This window comes from Pseudomonas sp. CFII64 (assembly GCF_000416235.1).
Taxonomy (GTDB): domain Bacteria; phylum Pseudomonadota; class Gammaproteobacteria; order Pseudomonadales; family Pseudomonadaceae; genus Aquipseudomonas.
In genome coordinates this window covers 55,014-73,137 of record NZ_ATLO01000011.1, presented here as the reverse complement: position 1 = coordinate 73,137, position 18,124 = coordinate 55,014, and the positions used below count along the sequence as shown (strand labels likewise).

Genomic DNA, 18,124 nt, shown 5'->3' with positions numbered 1-18,124 from the left:
CGGTCCCTCACACGAGCTCGTTGCGTTTTGCCATCTCGATAAGTTCTACCAAGGTTTTAACCCTGAGCTTTTGCATCAGGCGTGTTTTGTAAGTGCTCACGGTCTTATTACTGAGAAACATTCCTTTGGCGATTTCTTTATTGGTACGGCCCTGAGCGAACAGCTGCAATACCATCAATTCGCGATCATTCACCAACTTGAACAGTTCGATTTCGCTGGGTTGGCCGTTTTCGCCGGTGGCTTTGGTGAGCGCCTGACTCGGAAAGTAATTGTAGCCGGATAATACGGCTTTCACTGAGCTGAGGAGTTCGCTGAGGTCTTCCTGTTTGCAGACATAGCCTGCTGCACCCGATTGCATGCACCGGATGGCGAAGAGGCTGGGGGTCTGCGAAGTCAGGACCAGAATTTTCGAATGCAGACCCATCGCATTGAACCGGGCCAGCACTTCCAGGCCATCGAGCTTGGGGATGCTGATGTCGAGGATGATCAGGTCCGGCATGCATTCGCGGACCATCTGCATGGCATCCACACCGTTATCGGTTTCACCCACCACTTGATAATTTTCGTTTTCCAGGAGCATTCGAACGGCAAGGCGAATAACCGGGTGATCGTCGATGATAAAAACTGAGTTCATGATTCAATCCATACAAGCTGCGAAGAAAGCGCGCACCTTAGCTCAGATGTTCAAGCAGGCCCATGAACAGACTGCGCTGCAGGGTATATATAGGAAATGTCCTACAACAATTAAAGTATTGGAGTACGTCAGCGCCCATTTTTCGTGGCGTTAGTGTTTAAATTATCAACAACCTGTCGTGCTAATTCGGTTATTAAAAAATGCCTTGTTTATTTCGGTTAGGAAATTTCCTGCAAACTAAAAGCTGTTTAACTACAGCATTTACCGGAAGATTGCCTGGCCATCTACTGTATCTCTTATCTGCTGTCGCTTTCGGCGTGTGGCTCAATCATGCGTCGGGGAGGTCGGCATCGAGCATGCGGCACAGATCGGGGCCGTGCAGGGGTTTGCTCAGGCAGCCCAACAACGGAAGGCCGCGTTCGACTGCCATCTGTTCAAGCGCGTGCAACTGGCTGTTGCCCAGTCCGCTGAGGAGTATGGCGCGGCGGACGAAGCCCCGTTCGTGGGCCCGTTCAATCAGGTCCAGGCCCTGGAAATCCGGCAGACCCTGGTCGCAGAGCAGCAGGTCGTAGGGTTTGGGAGTGCGCATCATGGCTTCCAGTGCCTCGGTAGCTGTCAGGACGGGGGTAAGCAGGAAATACCCTTGATTGTTGAGCAGTATCTGCGTGGCGATCAGTTGAAACGGATGATCCTCCACCAGCAGGATGCGCAAGTTGTGTTTAAACATGGGAGGAGCTTCCGGCAGCGTGCTGGCGCAACGCGGGTGCGAATCGAGGCGGACCGGCAGCCTTCGAACGGCATCGGCGGTGGCTATTGGACCAATGGGAGATGTGCCAGTAGTGGCAATCAAAGTGGCGGGATTATTGGTTAGTGCCAGCACCCAAGCGATAGGGTCTTTCCGGTATGTGTGTAGGACAATTCTGAAGTTTTGATGCGCATCCTGCGCGTGCTGGTGCTGAAATGATCCGAGGAGATGCCATCCCGCCGTTTGGCAACGCGTGGGATGGCATCCCTCGGCGTCTTACATGGGGCTCGAACGCCCGGTCATCTCCCTGGCCATTTCACTGGCATAGCTGTCGGTCATCCCGGCAATGAAGTCGATCATGCGCAGGAATGATGCATGCAGTGGCGCATGTGGATCGGGTGCGCTGTTGCCCATCAGATCGAGAATGCGTCGATGCTTGAACGACGGCGTGCGTCCGCCGAACTGTTCCACTGCCGCGCCGCAAAATGCGTTGAGGAGAATCTCAAGCGTGGTGTAGGCGCCGATCTCGTGCAGGGTCTTGCGCTTGTCCTGGAAGATTTTCTTGCGCGCCATGTCCTTGGCATCCAGCACGCAGCGCTTTGCCGGGCCATGCATGTGTTCGACCAGATCGCCACTGAGCGTGCCGGCCAGCAATGCGTCCTGCTGCTCGACGAACGCCCGCGCCGCAGCGTTGGTCAGGTGTTCGATGGCCTTGCCGCGCAGAATGGCCAGTTTGCGTCTTCGCGAGTCGTCCGGGCCGAGCTGACGATAGGTGTCCGGCAAATCATCGCCCACCAGGCTCAACAGCAAGCCCTCGACTTCGGCATAGTCCAGCAGATCCATCTCCAGCCCGTCCTCCAGATCGATCAAGGCATAGCAGATGTCATCGGCGGCTTCCATCAGGTACACCAGCGGATGGCGTGCCCAGCGTTGTTCCTCAAGTTGCGGCAAGCCCAGTTTGTGGGCGATCTGTTCCAGAATCGGCAGCTCGCTCTGGTAGCAGCCGAACTTGTGTTTTTTGTAACCCAGGGAGTCGGCATGTCGCGCGGTCCAGGGGTATTTCAGGTACGTGCCCAGCGTGGCGTAGGTCAGGCGCGTGCCACCATCGAACTGGTGATATTCCAGCTGGGTCAGAACCCGAAAACCCTGGGCATTGCCCTCGAAATTAAGGAAGTCATCGCGCTCGACTGCGCTCATTGCATCCAGCCAGCCGCGCCCGGCTGCCTGATTGAACCAGTTGCGGATCGCATCTTCGCCAGAATGGCCAAACGGCGGGTTGCCGATATCGTGGGCCAGGCAGGCCGACTGGATGACCATGCCCAGATCACCCGGGTCGCACCAGTCGGGCAGGGCGCTGCGCAAGGTTTCACCGACACGCATGCCCAGCGAGCGACCGACGCAGCTGACTTCCAGCGAATGGGTCAGGCGGGTATGGATATGGTCGTTGCTCGATACGGGATGCACCTGGGTCTTGCGCCCGAGGCGGCGAAACGCCCCGGAGAAGATGATCCGGTCGTGATCCTTGTGAAAAGGACTGCGCCCCAATTCTTCGGGGCTGTGCAGCGGTTTGCCAAGACGTTCGCGGTTGAGCAGGGTTTGCCAGTCCAAGGCTCGCACTCCATAGATTAAGTGCGCCTAGCTTCCCGTTTCACGACGCTGACAGCAAGCGGCAGGTGGGTATCGGTCTACATTCCTGCGGCATCCACATCAATGAGCAGCAAGCGTTGACCATTGTCGAAGAACTGACCTGCAGTCAGGCAATACTGATTGCTGGTAGCGTCGCGGTAAGTGTTCGACAGGCTCAGGCGTCGCTCATGCCATCCTTCAGCCAGCAAGTGGTAGAAATACGGGCGCCATGACCAGTTATGCCCCAGATATTTAGCGTCCGAGTGCCAGGCGCCGTTGCGCCATTCGAGGTTTGGCGTGAGTTGCGTGCCGTGGCGGTCACATTGATAGAAACGCAGCAGCCAGGGGTAGTCGAGCAGTTTTGGCAGATCGCTGACGGGGCTCTGGTTTTCGTCCCAGCGCTGCAGGATCGACATCAAGGTGGTCAGTTGCTGACGCAGGCTCATCAGCCTGGCGCGTTCGGCCACCTTGCGCAGCACATAACGATCCCGTAATTCGGCGAATTGCGCGACAAATGCATCGGCCCGGAAGAAATCATGCTCGCCCTGGGCGAACAGGAACCCTTGCACATAGCGCGAGCCGCACTCCAGCGCAAAATGCAGTTCAGCCTCGGTTTCAACGCCTTCGGCGATGATCCAGCAACCGGTTTTCTCGGCCATTTGCGCCAGTGCCTTGACCACATCACTGCTCGGCCCGCCGCGCGCGGCAGCCTGGAACAGGCGCATGTCGAGCTTGAGGATGTCCGGTTGCAAGGCCAGCACGCGATCCAGTTGCGAATAACCGGCACCGAAATCATCAATGGCGATCCTTGCTCCCGCTTCACGGTAACGGCTGACGACCTCCGCAAGGCGTTGACTGTTGCCACCCAGTTCGGTGATCTCGAACACGATTCTGTCTGGCGCGATACCGTGCTTTTTCAACTGTTTGAGGCTGGGCAACGCCTGATCGGGTCTCAGGCGGCTGATCCATCGTGGGGAAATGTTCAGGCTCAGGAACCAGTCATCCGGGGCCTCATGGAGCCGGCTTAGTGCATTGTCGCGGATGATTCGGTCCAGGCGCCGCAACTCGGTGCCGGGCATCCTCGGATCGGCGAACAACGGGCCAACTGACGTCAGTCGATTATCGCTTTGACGCAAACGGCCCAAGGCTTCAACACCAGCAATACGGCCAGTAGCGGTATCGATGAACGGCTGAAAGCTGGCAAGTGGTTGCCCATCGATCACATGGCCTCCTTAGTAGAGTTCAATGCTGGAAATTTTTTTGTCGGTCAAACAAAAAGCGTCCATCCAGGGCAGAGCCGTGAATGGACGCTTCAGTAGCTGTTGCAGACTGTTGCAAGAATGCAGCCAAACGGGTGCAGCCTTGCGTCAATATGCCATCAGTGTTTGCGTGGTGGGCCTTGCAGAGCGAGACGGATGACGGGGAGCAGGCTGACGCCCAGCTTCACAATCCGACTGAAGCCACCGCTGCGACCGCTTTTGGCGCCTTTACCACTGAGAAAACCCAGCAGTGTTACAACACCCATACCCCAGAGCGGCGCATGTTTAATGCCCAGAGTGCCTTGCCAGTTCTGCGTCATGCCACGCACGCGGCGCAGCGGCTGCAGCAGTTGGCTCGATTCCTGGCGGATTTCCTGGCGGTGCATTTCCATGCGCAGGCGGATCAGGGCTTTTTGCAGTTCACGGCGAGTATGCTTTTGATGAGATTCGGGCACGCTCATGGCATCAGTCGCTCACGGTCATTGGCCAGTTCTTCGAGGGTCGCGTTGAATGGCGAGGACTCGTCGAATATGGCGGCTTTTAAACGCATCGCACAAAACAGCGCGGCCAGGGTGTAGAACACGCACAGACCGATGATGCCGGCCAGCCGATAGCTGTCCCACAGCACGATCAGCAATAAAGCCGAAAGCCCGGTCAACAGCAGCAGCGCGAAAACCAGAGCAAGGCCCGCGAACAAAAGGAGGCTCAAGGTGCGAGCTTTCTGTTCCTGCAGTTCTATGCCAAACAGCTCGACGTGGCTGTGCAGCAGACCCAGGAAAGCCGCGCCCAATCGCCGTGGCGATGAGGTTTGGTCCTGTTCAGGACCGGATTCCGTTCCCAAAGCCATAGCCGTTAGCGCCTTGTAGCCAGCAGGCCGATCAGGAAACCAACGCCGGCAGCGATGCCGACCGATTGCCATGGATTGGTCTGGACATAATCTTCGGTAGCCACTACCGCAGCCTGGCCGCGCTCGCGCAGCGACTCTTCAGTAATTTTCAGAGTCTCGCGAGCCCGCGACAAGCTTTCCTGAATCTGCCCACGCAACTCGTCTGCCTGTTCGCCTGCCAGTGAGGCGGTATGGCTGAGCAGCTTTTCCGTGTCTGCGACCAGGATTTGAAAGTCGTTCATCAAAATTTCCTGGGCATTCTGTGCTGTTTGGCGGGACATAGTGTTCTCCGTTCAGTGGCGTATGGATGTTTCGAGTCCGACGAATTGCGGAAGGTTCATTTCAATTGCAGCGTGATCCGCATGCGGCGATTGGTACAGCTTTTGCTTCTTGCTGGTGCGCCATCCGCATCATTGCGCCGACTAAGAGCACAAGGGCTGCGGAACTGGCTGAAATCGGTATTTTCTTTCTAAAAACTCCCTGGAAAATCCTGAACCGCGCGTCAGGCATATCGTTGACGCGCCAAAGCGGGTCGCGAGGCTTGTGGCGATAGTGCGCAGCTGAACCACTTCGGTGCGCCATCTGCTGTATCGCGCTGTTTTGGTGCCTTTCCGGCTTGCAGGCCTGCCTTGATGGATAACTTACAAAGCGCCGTTGATACATTGGTTCACAGTTCCAATACCCTGTTTCTGCTGCTCGGTGCGGTCATGGTTCTGGCCATGCATGCCGGCTTTGCGTTCCTCGAAGTGGGCACCGTCCGCCAGAAAAACCAGGTCAACGCGCTGGCGAAAATCCTCAGTGACTTTGCCGTCTCGACCCTTGCCTATTTCTTTATAGGCTACTGGATCTCCTACGGCGTCAGCTTTCTGCAGCCTGCGGCGGTGCTCAGTGCCGATCACGGCTACGTGCTGGTGAAATTCTTCTTTCTGTTGACGTTCGCGGCGGCCATTCCGGCGATCATTTCCGGAGGCATCGCCGAGCGTGCGCGGTTTGCGCCGCAGTTGTGCGCCACGGTGTTGATCGTTGCGTTCATCTATCCGTTCTTTGAAGGCATAGTCTGGAATGGCAATTTCGGCCTGCAACGTTGGCTGGCCTCGTCCTTTGGCGCGAGTTTCCACGATTTCGCCGGTTCTGTCGTGGTTCATGCCATGGGCGGCTGGTTGGCGTTGGCGGCGGTGTTGCTGCTCGGACCGCGCAACGGGCGTTATCGGGAAGGGCGTCTGGTGGCTTATCCACCTTCGAGCATTCCGTTTCTGGCGCTTGGATCGTGGATTCTGATTGTCGGCTGGTTCGGCTTCAACGTCATGAGCGCCCAGACCTTGCAAGGCGTCAGCGGGCTGGTGGCGGTCAATTCATTGATGGCCATGGTTGGCGGGACGGTCGCGGCATTGATTGTCGGGCGCAACGACCCAGGCTTTTTGCATAACGGCCCTTTGGCCGGGTTGGTGGCAATCTGCGCCGGTTCGGACCTGATGCATCCCATCGGCGCATTGCTCACCGGCATCGTCGCTGGCGCTTTGTTCGTCTGGTGTTTCACCGCCGCGCAAGTGCGCTGGAAAATCGACGACGTGTTGGGCGTGTGGCCGTTACATGGCCTGTGCGGTGTCTGGGGCGGTATCGCCTGTGGCATCTTCGGCCAGACAGCGCTCGGCGGGCTGGGTGGCGTGAGCTTGATCAGCCAGGTTATCGGCAGCGGGCTCGGTGTGCTGGTGGCGTTGCTCGGCGGCTTTGCTGTTTACGGCGCAATCAAGCTGATCATTGGTCTGCGCCTGAGCCAGGAACAAGAGTATTACGGCGCCGACCTGTCGATTCACAAGATCGGTGCGGTGAGTCAGGACTGAGCGTCAATCGTCGGCAGCGGGTTGAGTCATGACGGTTAAAAATCTGCTGGCAGAAAAGCAAGGCGTTCTGCTCTTATAGGCGTCCAGGCACGCCACTGCGGGGACTATTTCACGATGAATCTCCATACCCTCACGCCCTACGGCGGCATCACCGTCATGCTGCCTGCCGTACTGGTGATTACCGCGTGGTTATGGACGACCCGTTCGCACCGCTCGGCGATGTTGTGGATAGCAACGGTGGTGGTGGCGTATTCAATCGTGATTACCAGCAAGATCCTGTTCAAGGGCTGGGGTGTGGCCATCGAAAGTCTGGGTATTTACGTATTCAGCGGCCACGCGATGAATACTTGCCTGGTGCTCATCGTCGGCTTGAGTCTGTTGGCTCGGCAGCTGCACCTGGCGCTGCGCTGGCCGGCCGCGGCGCTGGGGTTGATCCTGGGTTGGGCGTTCAGCATTTTTTGCGTGGCGCCTTTCATCCATCCATTGCCCGAAGCGATTGCCGGCGCCCTGGTGGGCTCACTCGCGGCCTTGGTGTTTCTGCTCGGGCTGGAAAATATCCGTCCGGGTAGAATCCCGTCCTCAGCGCTGGTGGCAGGATTGCTGTTGATTGCCTTCAGTTCGACCACGACCAAGTACACCGCCGAGTCCCTGCTGGATCGTATTTCAATGAAAATGTCCGGCGCCGACGCGGCGTTCCGGGCGCCGGACTGGCGTACCCCGGCCGCACCGTTGTAAGCCGTTTGAGGGTGACTCGCGTGGCTCGACGCCTGAAGTCCAGCGAGCCTAGAATAACCGTCCGTTTTCTTGCTTGAGGGCCTTGCCATGCCTCCGGAATGCCAGCTATTCGGTACCTTGGGTTGCCATTTATGCGAAGTCGCTGAAGCCGAGTTGTTGCCGCTGGTCGAGCATGGTTTGCTGGTTGAGTTGGTGGACATCAGCGAGCACGAAAGACTGTTTGATGATTACGCTCTGCGCATTCCTGTCCTGCGGCGCGTCGATACTGGCGCGGAGCTGGACTGGCCGTTCGATGCCGAGCAGATCGTGACGTTTTTACGCAAGTGAGCGCTCAAAGGGCAGAATGCTCTTGTAGGACCGCTTTAGCCGGGAGGGCGCTCTCCCGGCTAAAGCGGTCCTACAAGGGATTGTTGGCTTGCTTTAGTGTTGCAAGAGATTAAATCAGACGGCCAGACTTTGACCTGACGGGTCAGGTTCCCTAGGCTTCGAGAACCTTTGACGGGTGAGAGAGCAGGATAAAACGCAGTACACCTTTCATCTTGGCAGTGAAACGCTCGGCGTTTTTCCTGCCATCCACACGTCTCGAACGACCTGGAGAACTGATGAAATCTTATCTATGGCTTGGCTTGGTTGGCGCTGTATCCCTTAACAGTGCATTCGCCGAAACCCGCTCGGTGCCCATGAACCTGGTCAGCGCGACCGATGCGCCTCAGCCGATCGGCGAGGTCATCATCAGCGAAACACCCTACGGCCTGTTATTCACGCCCAACCTGAAATCACTGCCCGCCGGCGTGCATGGCTTTCATGTGCATGCCAACGCCAGTTGTGAAGCGGCCATGAAGGACGGGGTCAAGGTGGCCGCCGAGGCAGCGGGCGGCCATTTCGATCCAGGCAAGACCGGCAAGCACCTTGGACCTTACGCCGAAGGGCATCTGGGCGATCTTCCGGCAATCTATGTGAGCGCAGACGGCATGGCGACCTATCCGGTGCTGGCGCCGCGCTTGAAGAAGCTTTCCCAGGTCAAGGATCACGCGCTGATGATCCATGCCGGTGCCGATAACCATGCGGATGTCCCCAAGCCTTTGGGTGGCGGGGGCGAGCGCATGGCTTGCGGGGTGATCTGATCCACGCGTCGCCACGCTGGGTTCTGAGACGGGCTTGAGCGATAATGCCGCGCCAGTCAACCAAGAGCCCGCGCATGTCCGATCCCGTTTTTTCTGCCGCAGACAGTCAGGCCAGCACGCTTTATTTACCTGCGGGCCCATGGGCGACGGTGTTGGACTGTCTGTGCGCACACTTCAAGGCCATCAGTCGTGAGCAATGGCTGGATCGCATGGCGCGGGACCGGGTGCTGGATGCTCAGGGCGCGCCGATTACACCCGCTCTGGCGTACCGGGAAGGCTTGCGGATTCACTATTTTCGCGAAGTGCCCAACGAAACGCCGATCCCGGTTGTGGAGGCGATTCTGTACGCCGACGCGCATCTGGTGGTGGCGGACAAACCGCATTTTTTACCGGTGACGCCAGCCGGGGAATATGTCGAGCAAACGCTGTTGCGCCGCCTGATCCGGCGTCTGGACAATCCGGATCTGGTGCCGCTGCATCGGATTGATCGGCACACCGCAGGGCTGGTGCTGTTTTCCGCCAACAAACAGACGCGCTCGGCTTATCAGTCGCTGTTTCCCACCCGCAAGATCGACAAACGCTACGAAGCTATCGCTGCGGCCTTGCCGGGCGTGGATTTTCCTTTGCTGCACAAAACCCGACTCATCGAGGGCGAACCGTTCTTCCGCATGCAGGAAGGTCCGGGCGTCAGCAATACCGAAACCCGGATTGAAGTCTGCGAGAAAAATGGCGATCTGTGGCGCTATGGGCTTTATCCGGTGACCGGCAAGAAGCATCAGTTGCGGGTGCACATGGCGGCGCTGGGTGCCGGGATCTGCAACGATCCGTTTTATCCCGAGGTCATCAAGGATGCCGTGGACGATTACGCCCGACCGCTGAAACTTCTGGCGCAGGGCCTGCATTTCATCGATCCACTGAGCGGTGAGCCGCGGGCGTTCGAAAGTCAGATCAAGCTGGACTGGTAGCCATACTCCAGACGCAAAAAAACCCGCAACAGCGGGTTTTTCAGCAACTGGATCACATCACCATCAAAGGTCTTTGACGGTACGCACCTGATCCTTGTTGACGCGGGTTTCTTTGCCATCGAGTTGCTTGAATTCGTAGAAACCCGACTCTTCATCGTATTTAGGGGTATCGACAGCCTGGATTTCACGGCCGTCAGTCAAGGTGATCACAGTGGGCGATGCGCAGCCAGCGAGGGAGGCGAGGCTCAATGCGAGCAGAAAGGCAGCGGGAAGGGTCCGTTGTTTCATTACTGTGTCTCCAGAGGATTCTTTTAGTTAACTGACGTTCAGACGTATGTACCGCCAGCAAGTTCCATGAATAGTAACCCTTGCGGGCTGCAGAACGTTAAACGCTGATCCGCGTCAACAGATCCGGGGTGTTGAAGTTCGCCAGACGGGGGTCGCCGGCCGCGCACTGCACAGCAACCGGCTGAAACTGCTCCATGGTCCGGCGGGGGCTTCGTTCACCCGCCTGCCAGGCCGCTTCGAAAGCGGCGGCATGACGGGTGGGAATCATACACAGCAACGGTTGCCAGTGTTCACCTTCACGAATCATTACCGGTTGATCAGGGTGCGCAAACGCCATCTCACGCAGCGTTCGCAACAACTCGCCATCAATCAGTGGCACATCGCAGGGCAGCACCAGCAGAACGTCATGCCGGGCCACGGCCAGCGCTGCACGAATACCCGCCAGTGGTCCGTTGAAATCAGCGTTATTGTCTTGCACTAATTGATCGGCATAGCGGGCGTACTGTTCGATGTTGCGATTGCAGGAAATGATCAGATCATCGGTCAGGGGCCGGGTCAGGCGATGAAGATGCTGGATCAGTGGTTCGCCGCGCCATTCGACCAGGCCTTTATCGCGGCCGCCCATGCGCTGGCCCTGGCCGCCGGCCAGCAGCAGGATCGAGCAGGGCGGGAGAGGAGCGGAACCGGACATGGCAGACTTAACCGAGGCAGTGAAAAGGAGTGCTGTGATATAACACCGGGCTGTTTCCTAGACAACTGGATTGAGCCTATGAAAGCCAAGGCTGACACACCTTTCGTGCCCTTGAACATCGCTGTGCTGACCGTCAGCGACACCCGCTCCCGGGAGACCGATACCTCCGGCCAGATGTTTGTCGACCGCCTTACCGAGGCCGGTCACAACCTGATCGAGCGTGTCCTGCTCAAGGATGACCTGTACAAGATCCGCGCCCAGGTGGCGACCTGGATCGCCGATGACGAGGTGCAGGTCGTACTGATCACTGGCGGCACCGGTTTCACCGGTCGCGACAGCACACCAGAAGCCGTGGGTTGCCTGCTGGACAAGCAAGTCGACGGTTTCGGCGAGCTGTTCCGGCAGATTTCCGTGCCCGATATCGGCACTTCGACGATCCAGTCCCGCGCCCTCGCAGGCCTGGCCAATGGCACGTTGGTGTGCTGTCTGCCGGGCTCGACCAATGCGGTGCGCACCGGTTGGGACGGGATTCTCGCCCAGCAGCTGGATTCGCGTTTTCGCCCGTGCAACTTCGTGCCGCACCTCAAGCAGGCCGAGCCCTGCGCTACGCGTGGGTAGCCGTCCATGAGCAAGCCTTTGATGCCGGTCGAAGACGCGCTTGCGCGTCTGCTGGAAATGGCTGCGGCCACGCCCATTACTGAACGTGAACGGGTGCCGGTGACCAGCGCGCAGGGTCGTGTGCTGGCGGAGGATCTGATTTCGACGCTGGATCTGCCGCCATGGCCCAACAGCGCCATGGACGGGTACGCGCTGCGTCTCGCTGATTGGCGCGGGGAACCGCTGCAGGTCAGTCAACGGATTTTCGCCGGCCAGGCCCCTGAACCTCTGACGCCCGGCACTTGTGCGCGGATCTTCACTGGCGCTCCGGTTCCGCAAGGCGCCGATTGTGTCGAGATGCAGGAAAACGCAGTGGTGCAGGCCGATGAGCGGGTTTCGTTTATTGAACCGTTGCTCGACGGGCAGAACATTCGCCCCCAAGGCCAGGAAACCCGGGTGGGCGATAAGGTGCTCGCCGCCGGAACCCGTCTTGGCCCTATTGAGCTTGGGCTGACGGCTTCGCTCGGCTTGGGCGAAGTCGATGTGATCCGTCGGGTGCGCGTGGCTGTGTTGTCCACCGGCGACGAGTTGATCGAACCGGGCCAGCCACTGGGGCCGGGGCAGATCTACAACAGCAATCGCGTGCTGTTGTGCAGCTGGCTCAAACGTCTGGAGTGCGAAGTCATTGATGCCGGGATTCTTCCGGATGACCTGGAAAAAACCCGCACGGCCCTGGGCGCGCTCAATGATGTGGACCTGATTCTCTCCACCGGTGGCGTTTCGGTGGGCGAGGCTGATTTTCTCGGTCATGCGTTGCGCGAGGAGGGCGAATTATCCCTCTGGAAGCTGGCGATCAAACCCGGCAAACCGCTGACATTCGGCCATTTTCGGGGTGTGCCGGTGATCGGTCTGCCGGGCAACCCCGCTTCGACCCTGGTCACCTTCGCCCTGTTGGCGCGGCCTTACCTGCTGCGGCGCCAGGGTGTACAAGATGTCACGCCGTTGCAATTCCCCGTGCCTGCGGGATTCGCCTGGACCCGGCCGGGTCACCGTCGCGAATACCTGCGCGGCCGTCTTGAGCAAGGCCGGGCGGTGTTTTATCGCAACCAGAGTTCAGGGGTGTTGCGCAGCGCCGCCTGGGCCGATGGGCTGATCGAAGTCCTGGAAGAGCGCACCTTTGGCGAAGGCGAGTGGGTCAATTTCATTCCATTGAGTGAAGTCTTGGGCTGAGATAGCGCGCAAGATAGTCCTTGGCAACCCCGACGCCTTCCCGGACAAGTCCGGTCCTACCTGATCTGCGCCAACCGGTAGGAGGGGACTTGTCCCCGAAGAGGCCGGCGCAAGCGCGGAAGATATTCCTTGGTAACCCCGACGCCTTCCCGGACAAATCCGGTCCTACCTGATCTGCGCCAACCGGTAGGAGGGGACTTGTCCCCGAAGGCGGCGGATTGGCCGACATCATTCGCCTGATCCAATCCGGTGTCTGCGCCGACGCCTTCCCGGACAAGTCCGGTCCTACCGAACGCTACGCAACGCGGTAGGGTATCAATCCTTGACCAACTCTTCCTCGCGTCGATCCGCATCAAACAATTGTTCCAGTTCCTTGCGCGCTTCCCGCGCCGTTTGCAGCACTTTGGCTGCATCGTCATACACCAGATGCTGCGCGGCGAGCACCTGTTCGTCATGGCGCTTGAAGCGATTGATGCGCGCGTCGGCCTGGGCCTGGCTCAAGCCCAGTCCGAGCAAGGTCTGGCGGCTCATTTCCAGGCTTGAATAGAAGGTTTCCCGAACGGCCTGGGCGCCCACATCGATAAGCCGATGCACATGCTGGCGGTTACGCGCCCTGGCGATGATTTTCATATTCGGATACAGCTTGCGCACCAGTTCGGCGGTCTTGATGTTGGTGTCCGGATCGTCGGTGGCAATGACGAAAAATTCCGCCTGATCGACCTTGGCGGCACGCAGGATTTCAGGACGCAGCGGGTCGCCATAAAACACCGGCACGTTGCCGAAGCTGCGGGAGAATTCGATGGATTCCACGGCGGTATCCAGCGCCACGAACGGGACGTTCTGCGCGCGCAGGATACGCGCCACGATCTGGCCCATGCGGCCCATGCCGGCGATCACCACCCGAGGCGAGTCGGTATTGATGTCCTTGTATTCGTCCGGAACTTCGATAACCACTTTTTTCGGCTTGAGCCAGCGAGCAATGGCCAGCAGCAACAAGGGTGTCATGGCCATGGACAAGGTGATGGTCAGCACCAGAATGTCGTACAGCCGCGCATCGAACAGGCCTTGATCGCTGCCGATCTTGAACACGACGAAAGCGAACTCACCGCCAGCAGCAAGCACAATGCCCAGGCGCAAGGCGCTTTGTCTGCCCAGACCACCCGCCAGGCGGCCGACCAGAAACAGCAGCGGCAGCTTGATGCATACCAGCAACAGCGTCAGCCCCAGGACAATGGCAGGCTCGCTGAGCAACAGGCTGAGGTTGGCGCCCATGCCAACGCTCATGAAAAACAGCCCCAGCAGCAAACCTTTGAAGGGCTCGATCTGGGATTCAAGTTCGTGACGGTATTCCGAGTCGGCGAGCAGCAGCCCGGCGAGGAACGCGCCCAAGGCCATGGACACCCCGACCTGATCCATCAGCCAGGCGGTGCCGATCACCACCAGCAAGGCGGTCGCCGTGGACACTTCCTGGATTTTGGTCTTGGCGACAATGCGAAACACCGGGCGCAGCAGATAGCGGCCGCCAACCACGACAATCGCGATACTGCCCAACACGCGCAGGCCGTGATTCAGGCCTTCGCTGGCGCTGAGGTTGTGATCGGAGCCCGCGAGGAAGGGCACCATGGCGATCAAGGGAATCGCGGCAATGTCCTGAAACAGCAGGATGGCGAAGGCCAGTCGGCCATGGGGCAGATTCAGCTCCTTGCGTTCAGCCAGGCTTTGCAGGCCGAATGCGGTGGACGATAGCGCCAGGCCAAGCCCCAGCACCACAGCGGTATTCAGCGGCTGGTCGAACGCCAGCAACGAGACGCCGCCAATCACCAGGCCAGTCAGCAACACTTGGGCCAGGCCCACGCCGAAGACCGACTTGCGCATCACCCATAAACGTTTTGGCGAAAGCTCAAGGCCAATGATGAACAGCAGCAGCACCACGCCGAGCTCGGAAATATGGCTGACGCTTTCCGGGTTGCCGATCAACCCCAGCACCGACGGGCCTATGATGACGCCGGCGAACAGGTAGCCGAGCACTGCGCCCAGTTGCAGCCGTTTGGCCAGTGGAACGGTCAAAACCGCGGCGAGCAAAAACACGACTGCGGCCTGTAACAGGCTGCCTTCATGGGGCATGGTGAACTCCTTGGCATCTAGCGAAAGGTCAGCTGATCGACCTTGAATAGACCGCCATTAAACCATGTGCAGGCTACGGTTCGTTGTCTGGATGTGCTGTGACATCCGTCAAGGGAAGTGGCTGGGCGATGTAACGCGGCGCGCATGGGCGTAATATGGGCGCGCATTTGGCAACGAATGACGTCCATGAAGAATTCAGGAAGTCCGCAATGACCAATAAACAGCGTTTGATGTATTCCATTTTGATCGCTTTAAGCGTGCTGGCGATCATGCTGGGTCTGTCGCATTTGCAGACCATTGGCGTGATCACCGAAAAGACCTTTCAATACATCGCTATCTTCGTCGCCATTATGGTGGTGGTTCTCAATGGCTTCATGCGGCGCAAGGTCAAACGCTAAAGGCATGTGGGGCGGGCGCAGCGATCATTCGGCTGGCTTGCCCGGCTCGTTCAGCCATTGCCAGGCGCGCGGATGCAGGCTGTAGCTTTTGTCGGCGTTGAGCAGGATGACGCCTTCATCACACAGGCGCTTGAGCACTTCGCGAACGCTTAGAAACGACAACGGGATATCCAGCTTCAGCATCTGGCTGTGAACGCCGCGTACGCCCAATGCCTGACCTTCGCCAGTGGCGGTCAGTAAAGCGTCCAGGACTTTCAGGCGGACCAGACTGGTGCGCAGGCCGAAACTTTTAAGCAGCTGTCGAATGGGCTCATTGCCTGGCCGCTCTGCGTCTGACCTGACTGGTGTCTGTGCGGCGATGGCTGATTGGCGAAGCATCGTTCGAGTAGTGGTTGCTTGACGATTAAACATGCGCAAAATCCTTTTCAGGCCCTTCTTGTGATCTATCTCCTTAATAAGACGAATGAGCGCGAGAAATCCTCAACTGAAATGCAAAAAACTTCCGCAATGCAGATGACGCCACGCTTTGCCCCAGGCATGTCCGGCTAAATTTTCCAGGCCGGCTTCGTTTAATGGGAGCGACAAGCGGCGGCGAGCTCGCGCCTGCCGGTCAGCCAAGCCATCAGGAGTCAGAGTGATCATTTCCAAGCGGATGCCGACGATTTGCGTTTCAGGGCTGTTGTTCTGCCTGAGTTTCACCGTGCATGCCCAGGCGCCCGCAGGGCATGCCAGCGCCGAGATACGCCGCACGGCATTTGGCGTGCCGCACATTCGCGCCAAAGACGAAAGAGGCCTTGGCTTCGGGATTGGTTACGCCTATGCCCAGGACAATCTGTGTCTGCTGGCCAATGAAGTGGTGACGGTCAATGGCGAGCGCTCGCGCTTTTTTGGTCCGGACAAGCAAACCCTCGAACAGCGCAATAACCTGACCAGCGATGTGTTTTTCCAAGGCTTGAACAGCCCGCAGGCAGTCGACGCTTTCTGGCAGGCGCAGACGCCGCAGGTGCGTCAGTTGGTTGAGGGTTATGTCGCGGGCTACAACCGCTATCTCGCTGAGGTCCGCGACCAGAACGGGCAGGGCCAGTGTCTGCAGGCGGCCTGGTTGCGGCCGATCACGCCGCAGGATCTGGTCAAACTGACCCGTCGCCTGCTGGTCGAAGGTGGCCTCGGGCAATTTGCTGAAGCAGTAGCTGGCGCGGTTCCGCCCAGCGCCGCAGCGAAACAGGCAAGCATTGCCGGCAAGGAATTCGAGGTCGCCGAAGCCAACATGCAGAGCTTTGCTTTCGAGCGCGGCAGCAATGCGGTTGCCATCGGCAGCGAGCTTTCCGCCAACGGTCGCGGCATGCTGTTGGCCAACCCGCACTTTCCCTGGGTTGGCGGCATGCGCTTCTATCAGATGCACCTGACCATTCCCGGCAAGCTCGACGTCATGGGCGCCTCGCTGCCTGGCCTGCCGCTGATCAATATCGGTTTCAGTCAACACCTGGCCTGGACCCACACCGTGGATGCGTCGAAGCATTTCACCTTGTATCGCCTCAAGCTGGATCCCAAGGATCCGACCCGCTATCTGGTGGATGGCCAATCCCGGGCCATGCTCAAGAGCACAGTCAATGTGGCGGCGACTGACAAGGACGGCAAACCGTCGCTGCAATCCCGAGACCAATATCGCTCGGAGTTCGGCCCCATCGTGCAATGGCCGGGCAAGCTGGACTGGAATCGCGAATATGCCTACAGCTTGCGCGACGCGAACCAGACCAATGATCGGGTTTTGCAGCAGTGGTATTCGATGAATCAGGCGACCAGTCTTGCCGCCTTGCAAGCCTCGTTGCAGAAAATCCAGGGCATCCCGTGGGTCAACACGGTAGCGGTGGATGATCGCGGGCAGGCGCTGTACATGAATTACGCGGTGGTGCCCAACGTCACCGCGCAGAAGCTGGCGCAATGCAGTGACCCGGCTGCCGGCCCGGACATGATCGTGCTCGACGGCTCGCGCAGTGTTTGCGCCTGGGACAACGCCAGGGATGCGGCGCAAGCGGGTATCTTCCCGGCCTCGGCATTGCCCAGCCTTGCGCGCAACGATTACCTGCAAAACTCCAATGACTCGGCCTGGATGACCAATCCGGTGCAACCGCTGACGGGTTTTTCGCCGCTGATCAGCCGTGATGCTGTGCCGCTTGGCATGCGCGCCCGTTTTGCCGTAGCGCGTCTGGGCGAGGTGCGACAGGCCGGCAAGGTCGGCATTGCCGATCTGCAAGCGATGGTCATGGATAACCGGGTTTACATGGCCGAGGCCGAAGGCGGTGCCTTGCTCGACGACGTACTGCAATTCTGTGCCGGTTATTCAGGGGCGGATATCGTGACGATCAAGGCGGTTTGCGCCAGTCTCGCCCAGTGGGATCGCAGCGCCAATCTGGAGGCGGGTATCGGCTTCGTGTATTTCCAGAATCTCGCCAAGGCATTGCAGAAAGCGCCGAACGCATGGCGCATCGCATTCGATCCTGCCAATCCGCTGCACACCCCACGCGGCCTGGACATCAGCCAGCCGGCGGTAGTTGAAGCGCTGCATGGGGCGTTATTGGCCTCGGCCGAGCAGCTGGAAAAGGCCGGCCTGGGCAGCGACAGTCATTGGCGCGATGTGCAGGTCTCGACCGTGGGCGCGCAGCAGACGCCGATCCATGGCGGGCCGTCAGTGCTGGGCATCTATAACGCGATGACTGCGATACCGCGTAACGATGGCAAGCGCGAAGTGGTCAGCGGCAGCAGTTATTTGCAGGTTGTGACGTTCGACGAACAGGGCCCTCAAGCCTTGGGGCTTTTGGCGTCATCGCAGTCCAGCAATCCTGATTCGCCCCACAGCAACGACCAGACCCGGGCGTTTTCCGATAAGCGCTGGGGCGTGTTGCCGTTCACTGAACAGCAGATCGAGCAGGATCCGCAGTATCGCGTGCAAGTTATCAAGGAAGGGCAGCGCTAAGGCGGGC

The 18,124-nt window shown here is 58.9% G+C and carries 20 protein-coding genes; 9 read left to right on the top strand and 11 right to left on the bottom strand.

The annotated features are described in order from the left end of the window. Nucleotides 1-7: 7 nt before the first annotated feature. The 7 genes from CFII64_RS07310 to CFII64_RS07280 form a co-directional block, all read right to left on the bottom strand. Nucleotides 8-634 (bottom strand): response regulator transcription factor, encoded by a 627-nt coding sequence (locus CFII64_RS07310; protein WP_020290149.1) that lies wholly within the window; start codon nucleotides 632-634, stop codon nucleotides 8-10. A 328-nt stretch (nucleotides 635-962) separates the two neighbouring features. Beyond that, a complete protein-coding gene (locus tag CFII64_RS07305; protein ID WP_020290148.1) occupies nucleotides 963-1,361 on the bottom strand; it encodes a response regulator in 399 nt (132 codons plus the stop codon). A 294-nt stretch (nucleotides 1,362-1,655) separates the two neighbouring features. Beyond that, on the bottom strand, nucleotides 1,656-2,987 hold the full coding sequence (locus tag CFII64_RS07300) for a deoxyguanosinetriphosphate triphosphohydrolase (RefSeq protein WP_020290147.1): 1,332 nt from the start codon (nucleotides 2,985-2,987) through the stop codon (nucleotides 1,656-1,658). Between the two features lie 77 nt (nucleotides 2,988-3,064). Further along, nucleotides 3,065-4,228, bottom strand: coding sequence for an EAL domain-containing protein (locus CFII64_RS07295; RefSeq protein ID WP_020290146.1), 1,164 nt, complete (start codon nucleotides 4,226-4,228; stop codon nucleotides 3,065-3,067). Between the two features lie 155 nt (nucleotides 4,229-4,383). Further along, nucleotides 4,384-4,725: a hypothetical protein gene (locus CFII64_RS07290; RefSeq protein WP_020290145.1), complete on the bottom strand. Its 342-nt coding sequence runs from the start codon at nucleotides 4,723-4,725 to the stop codon at nucleotides 4,384-4,386. Then, the gene (locus tag CFII64_RS07285) at nucleotides 4,722-5,111 is read right to left on the bottom strand and encodes a phage holin family protein (RefSeq protein ID WP_020290144.1); all 390 of its coding nucleotides are present in this window, start codon (nucleotides 5,109-5,111) and stop codon (nucleotides 4,722-4,724) included. Before CFII64_RS07285 ends, CFII64_RS07290 begins: the two co-directional genes overlap by 4 nt. Nucleotides 5,112-5,116: 5 nt before the next feature. Then, nucleotides 5,117-5,431 carry a YqjD family protein gene (locus CFII64_RS07280; protein ID WP_020290143.1) on the bottom strand — a complete coding sequence of 105 codons (315 nt, stop codon included), beginning with the start codon at nucleotides 5,429-5,431 and terminating at the stop codon, nucleotides 5,117-5,119. Between the two features lie 351 nt (nucleotides 5,432-5,782). On the opposite strand from CFII64_RS07280, the gene CFII64_RS07275 reads away from it, so the two are divergent. The 5 genes from CFII64_RS07275 to CFII64_RS07255 all read left to right on the top strand — a co-directional run bounded on the left by CFII64_RS07275 (nucleotide 5,783) and on the right by CFII64_RS07255 (nucleotide 9,815). Then, nucleotides 5,783-6,991, top strand: a complete 1,209-nt coding sequence (locus CFII64_RS07275) for an ammonium transporter (protein WP_020290142.1) — start codon at nucleotides 5,783-5,785, stop codon at nucleotides 6,989-6,991. Between the two features lie 114 nt (nucleotides 6,992-7,105). Beyond that, the gene (locus tag CFII64_RS07270; RefSeq protein ID WP_020290141.1) at nucleotides 7,106-7,726 is read left to right on the top strand and encodes a hypothetical protein; all 621 of its coding nucleotides are present in this window, start codon (nucleotides 7,106-7,108) and stop codon (nucleotides 7,724-7,726) included. 87 nt (nucleotides 7,727-7,813) lie between these two features. Further along, nucleotides 7,814-8,053: a glutaredoxin family protein gene (locus tag CFII64_RS07265; RefSeq protein WP_020290140.1), complete on the top strand. Its 240-nt coding sequence runs from the start codon at nucleotides 7,814-7,816 to the stop codon at nucleotides 8,051-8,053. 275 nt (nucleotides 8,054-8,328) lie between these two features. After that, nucleotides 8,329-8,850, top strand: a complete 522-nt coding sequence (sodC, locus tag CFII64_RS07260; RefSeq protein ID WP_020290139.1) for a superoxide dismutase family protein — start codon at nucleotides 8,329-8,331, stop codon at nucleotides 8,848-8,850. A 74-nt stretch (nucleotides 8,851-8,924) separates the two neighbouring features. After that, nucleotides 8,925-9,815: a pseudouridine synthase gene (locus CFII64_RS07255; protein WP_020290138.1), complete on the top strand. Its 891-nt coding sequence runs from the start codon at nucleotides 8,925-8,927 to the stop codon at nucleotides 9,813-9,815. 63 nt (nucleotides 9,816-9,878) lie between these two features. Here the strand turns inward: CFII64_RS07255 and CFII64_RS07250 are convergent, their stop codons facing one another. Then, on the bottom strand, nucleotides 9,879-10,103 hold the full coding sequence (locus CFII64_RS07250; protein ID WP_020290137.1) for a YgdI/YgdR family lipoprotein: 225 nt from the start codon (nucleotides 10,101-10,103) through the stop codon (nucleotides 9,879-9,881). A 97-nt stretch (nucleotides 10,104-10,200) separates the two neighbouring features. Further along, entirely contained in the window at nucleotides 10,201-10,794 is a 594-nt protein-coding gene (gene mobA / locus CFII64_RS07245; RefSeq protein ID WP_020290136.1) for a molybdenum cofactor guanylyltransferase MobA, read from the bottom strand. A gap of 78 nt (nucleotides 10,795-10,872) precedes the next feature. Here mobA and moaB point away from each other — a divergent pair, with 78 nt between their 5' ends. Then, complete coding sequence (moaB, locus tag CFII64_RS07240; protein ID WP_020290135.1) at nucleotides 10,873-11,412, top strand: molybdenum cofactor biosynthesis protein B; 540 nt, start codon at nucleotides 10,873-10,875, stop codon at nucleotides 11,410-11,412. A 6-nt stretch (nucleotides 11,413-11,418) separates the two neighbouring features. After that, nucleotides 11,419-12,621 carry a gephyrin-like molybdotransferase Glp gene (gene glp / locus CFII64_RS07235; protein ID WP_020290134.1) on the top strand — a complete coding sequence of 401 codons (1,203 nt, stop codon included), beginning with the start codon at nucleotides 11,419-11,421 and terminating at the stop codon, nucleotides 12,619-12,621. Between the two features lie 315 nt (nucleotides 12,622-12,936). On the opposite strand, the gene CFII64_RS07230 is transcribed toward glp, so the two are convergent. Continuing rightward, entirely contained in the window at nucleotides 12,937-14,745 is a 1,809-nt protein-coding gene (locus CFII64_RS07230; protein WP_020290133.1) for a monovalent cation:proton antiporter-2 (CPA2) family protein, read from the bottom strand. A gap of 209 nt (nucleotides 14,746-14,954) precedes the next feature. Here CFII64_RS07230 and CFII64_RS07225 point away from each other — a divergent pair, with 209 nt between their 5' ends. Then, entirely contained in the window at nucleotides 14,955-15,143 is a 189-nt protein-coding gene (locus tag CFII64_RS07225; protein WP_020290132.1) for a hypothetical protein, read from the top strand. A gap of 24 nt (nucleotides 15,144-15,167) precedes the next feature. Here CFII64_RS07225 and CFII64_RS07220 read toward each other — a convergent pair whose 3' ends face one another. Further along, complete coding sequence (locus CFII64_RS07220; protein WP_020290131.1) at nucleotides 15,168-15,554, bottom strand: hypothetical protein; 387 nt, start codon at nucleotides 15,552-15,554, stop codon at nucleotides 15,168-15,170. Between the two features lie 223 nt (nucleotides 15,555-15,777). On the opposite strand from CFII64_RS07220, the gene CFII64_RS07215 reads away from it, so the two are divergent. Further along, nucleotides 15,778-18,117 (top strand): acylase, encoded by a 2,340-nt coding sequence (locus CFII64_RS07215; RefSeq protein WP_020290130.1) that lies wholly within the window; start codon nucleotides 15,778-15,780, stop codon nucleotides 18,115-18,117. The last annotated feature ends 7 nt before the right edge of the window (nucleotides 18,118-18,124 follow it).

What these genes read in the sequence shown, in the direction of transcription:
- CFII64_RS07310 (WP_020290149.1), bottom strand. Translation starts at nt 634, where the DNA reads ATGAACTCAGTTTTTATCATCGACGATCACCCGGTTATTCGCCTTGCC.
- CFII64_RS07305 (WP_020290148.1), bottom strand. Translation starts at nt 1,361, where the DNA reads ATGTTTAAACACAACTTGCGCATCCTGCTGGTGGAGGATCATCCGTTT.
- CFII64_RS07290 (WP_020290145.1), bottom strand. Translation starts at nt 4,725, where the DNA reads ATGAGCGTGCCCGAATCTCATCAAAAGCATACTCGCCGTGAACTGCAA.
- CFII64_RS07285 (WP_020290144.1), bottom strand. Translation starts at nt 5,111, where the DNA reads ATGGCTTTGGGAACGGAATCCGGTCCTGAACAGGACCAAACCTCATCG.
- CFII64_RS07280 (WP_020290143.1), bottom strand. Translation starts at nt 5,431, where the DNA reads ATGTCCCGCCAAACAGCACAGAATGCCCAGGAAATTTTGATGAACGAC.
- CFII64_RS07275 (WP_020290142.1), top strand. Translation starts at nt 5,783, where the DNA reads ATGGATAACTTACAAAGCGCCGTTGATACATTGGTTCACAGTTCCAAT.
- CFII64_RS07270 (WP_020290141.1), top strand. Translation starts at nt 7,106, where the DNA reads ATGAATCTCCATACCCTCACGCCCTACGGCGGCATCACCGTCATGCTG.
- CFII64_RS07265 (WP_020290140.1), top strand. Translation starts at nt 7,814, where the DNA reads ATGCCTCCGGAATGCCAGCTATTCGGTACCTTGGGTTGCCATTTATGC.
- sodC (WP_020290139.1), top strand. Translation starts at nt 8,329, where the DNA reads ATGAAATCTTATCTATGGCTTGGCTTGGTTGGCGCTGTATCCCTTAAC.
- CFII64_RS07255 (WP_020290138.1), top strand. Translation starts at nt 8,925, where the DNA reads ATGTCCGATCCCGTTTTTTCTGCCGCAGACAGTCAGGCCAGCACGCTT.
- CFII64_RS07250 (WP_020290137.1), bottom strand. Translation starts at nt 10,103, where the DNA reads ATGAAACAACGGACCCTTCCCGCTGCCTTTCTGCTCGCATTGAGCCTC.
- mobA (WP_020290136.1), bottom strand. Translation starts at nt 10,794, where the DNA reads ATGTCCGGTTCCGCTCCTCTCCCGCCCTGCTCGATCCTGCTGCTGGCC.
- moaB (WP_020290135.1), top strand. Translation starts at nt 10,873, where the DNA reads ATGAAAGCCAAGGCTGACACACCTTTCGTGCCCTTGAACATCGCTGTG.
- glp (WP_020290134.1), top strand. Translation starts at nt 11,419, where the DNA reads ATGAGCAAGCCTTTGATGCCGGTCGAAGACGCGCTTGCGCGTCTGCTG.
- CFII64_RS07230 (WP_020290133.1), bottom strand. Translation starts at nt 14,745, where the DNA reads ATGCCCCATGAAGGCAGCCTGTTACAGGCCGCAGTCGTGTTTTTGCTC.
- CFII64_RS07225 (WP_020290132.1), top strand. Translation starts at nt 14,955, where the DNA reads ATGACCAATAAACAGCGTTTGATGTATTCCATTTTGATCGCTTTAAGC.
- CFII64_RS07220 (WP_020290131.1), bottom strand. Translation starts at nt 15,554, where the DNA reads ATGTTTAATCGTCAAGCAACCACTACTCGAACGATGCTTCGCCAATCA.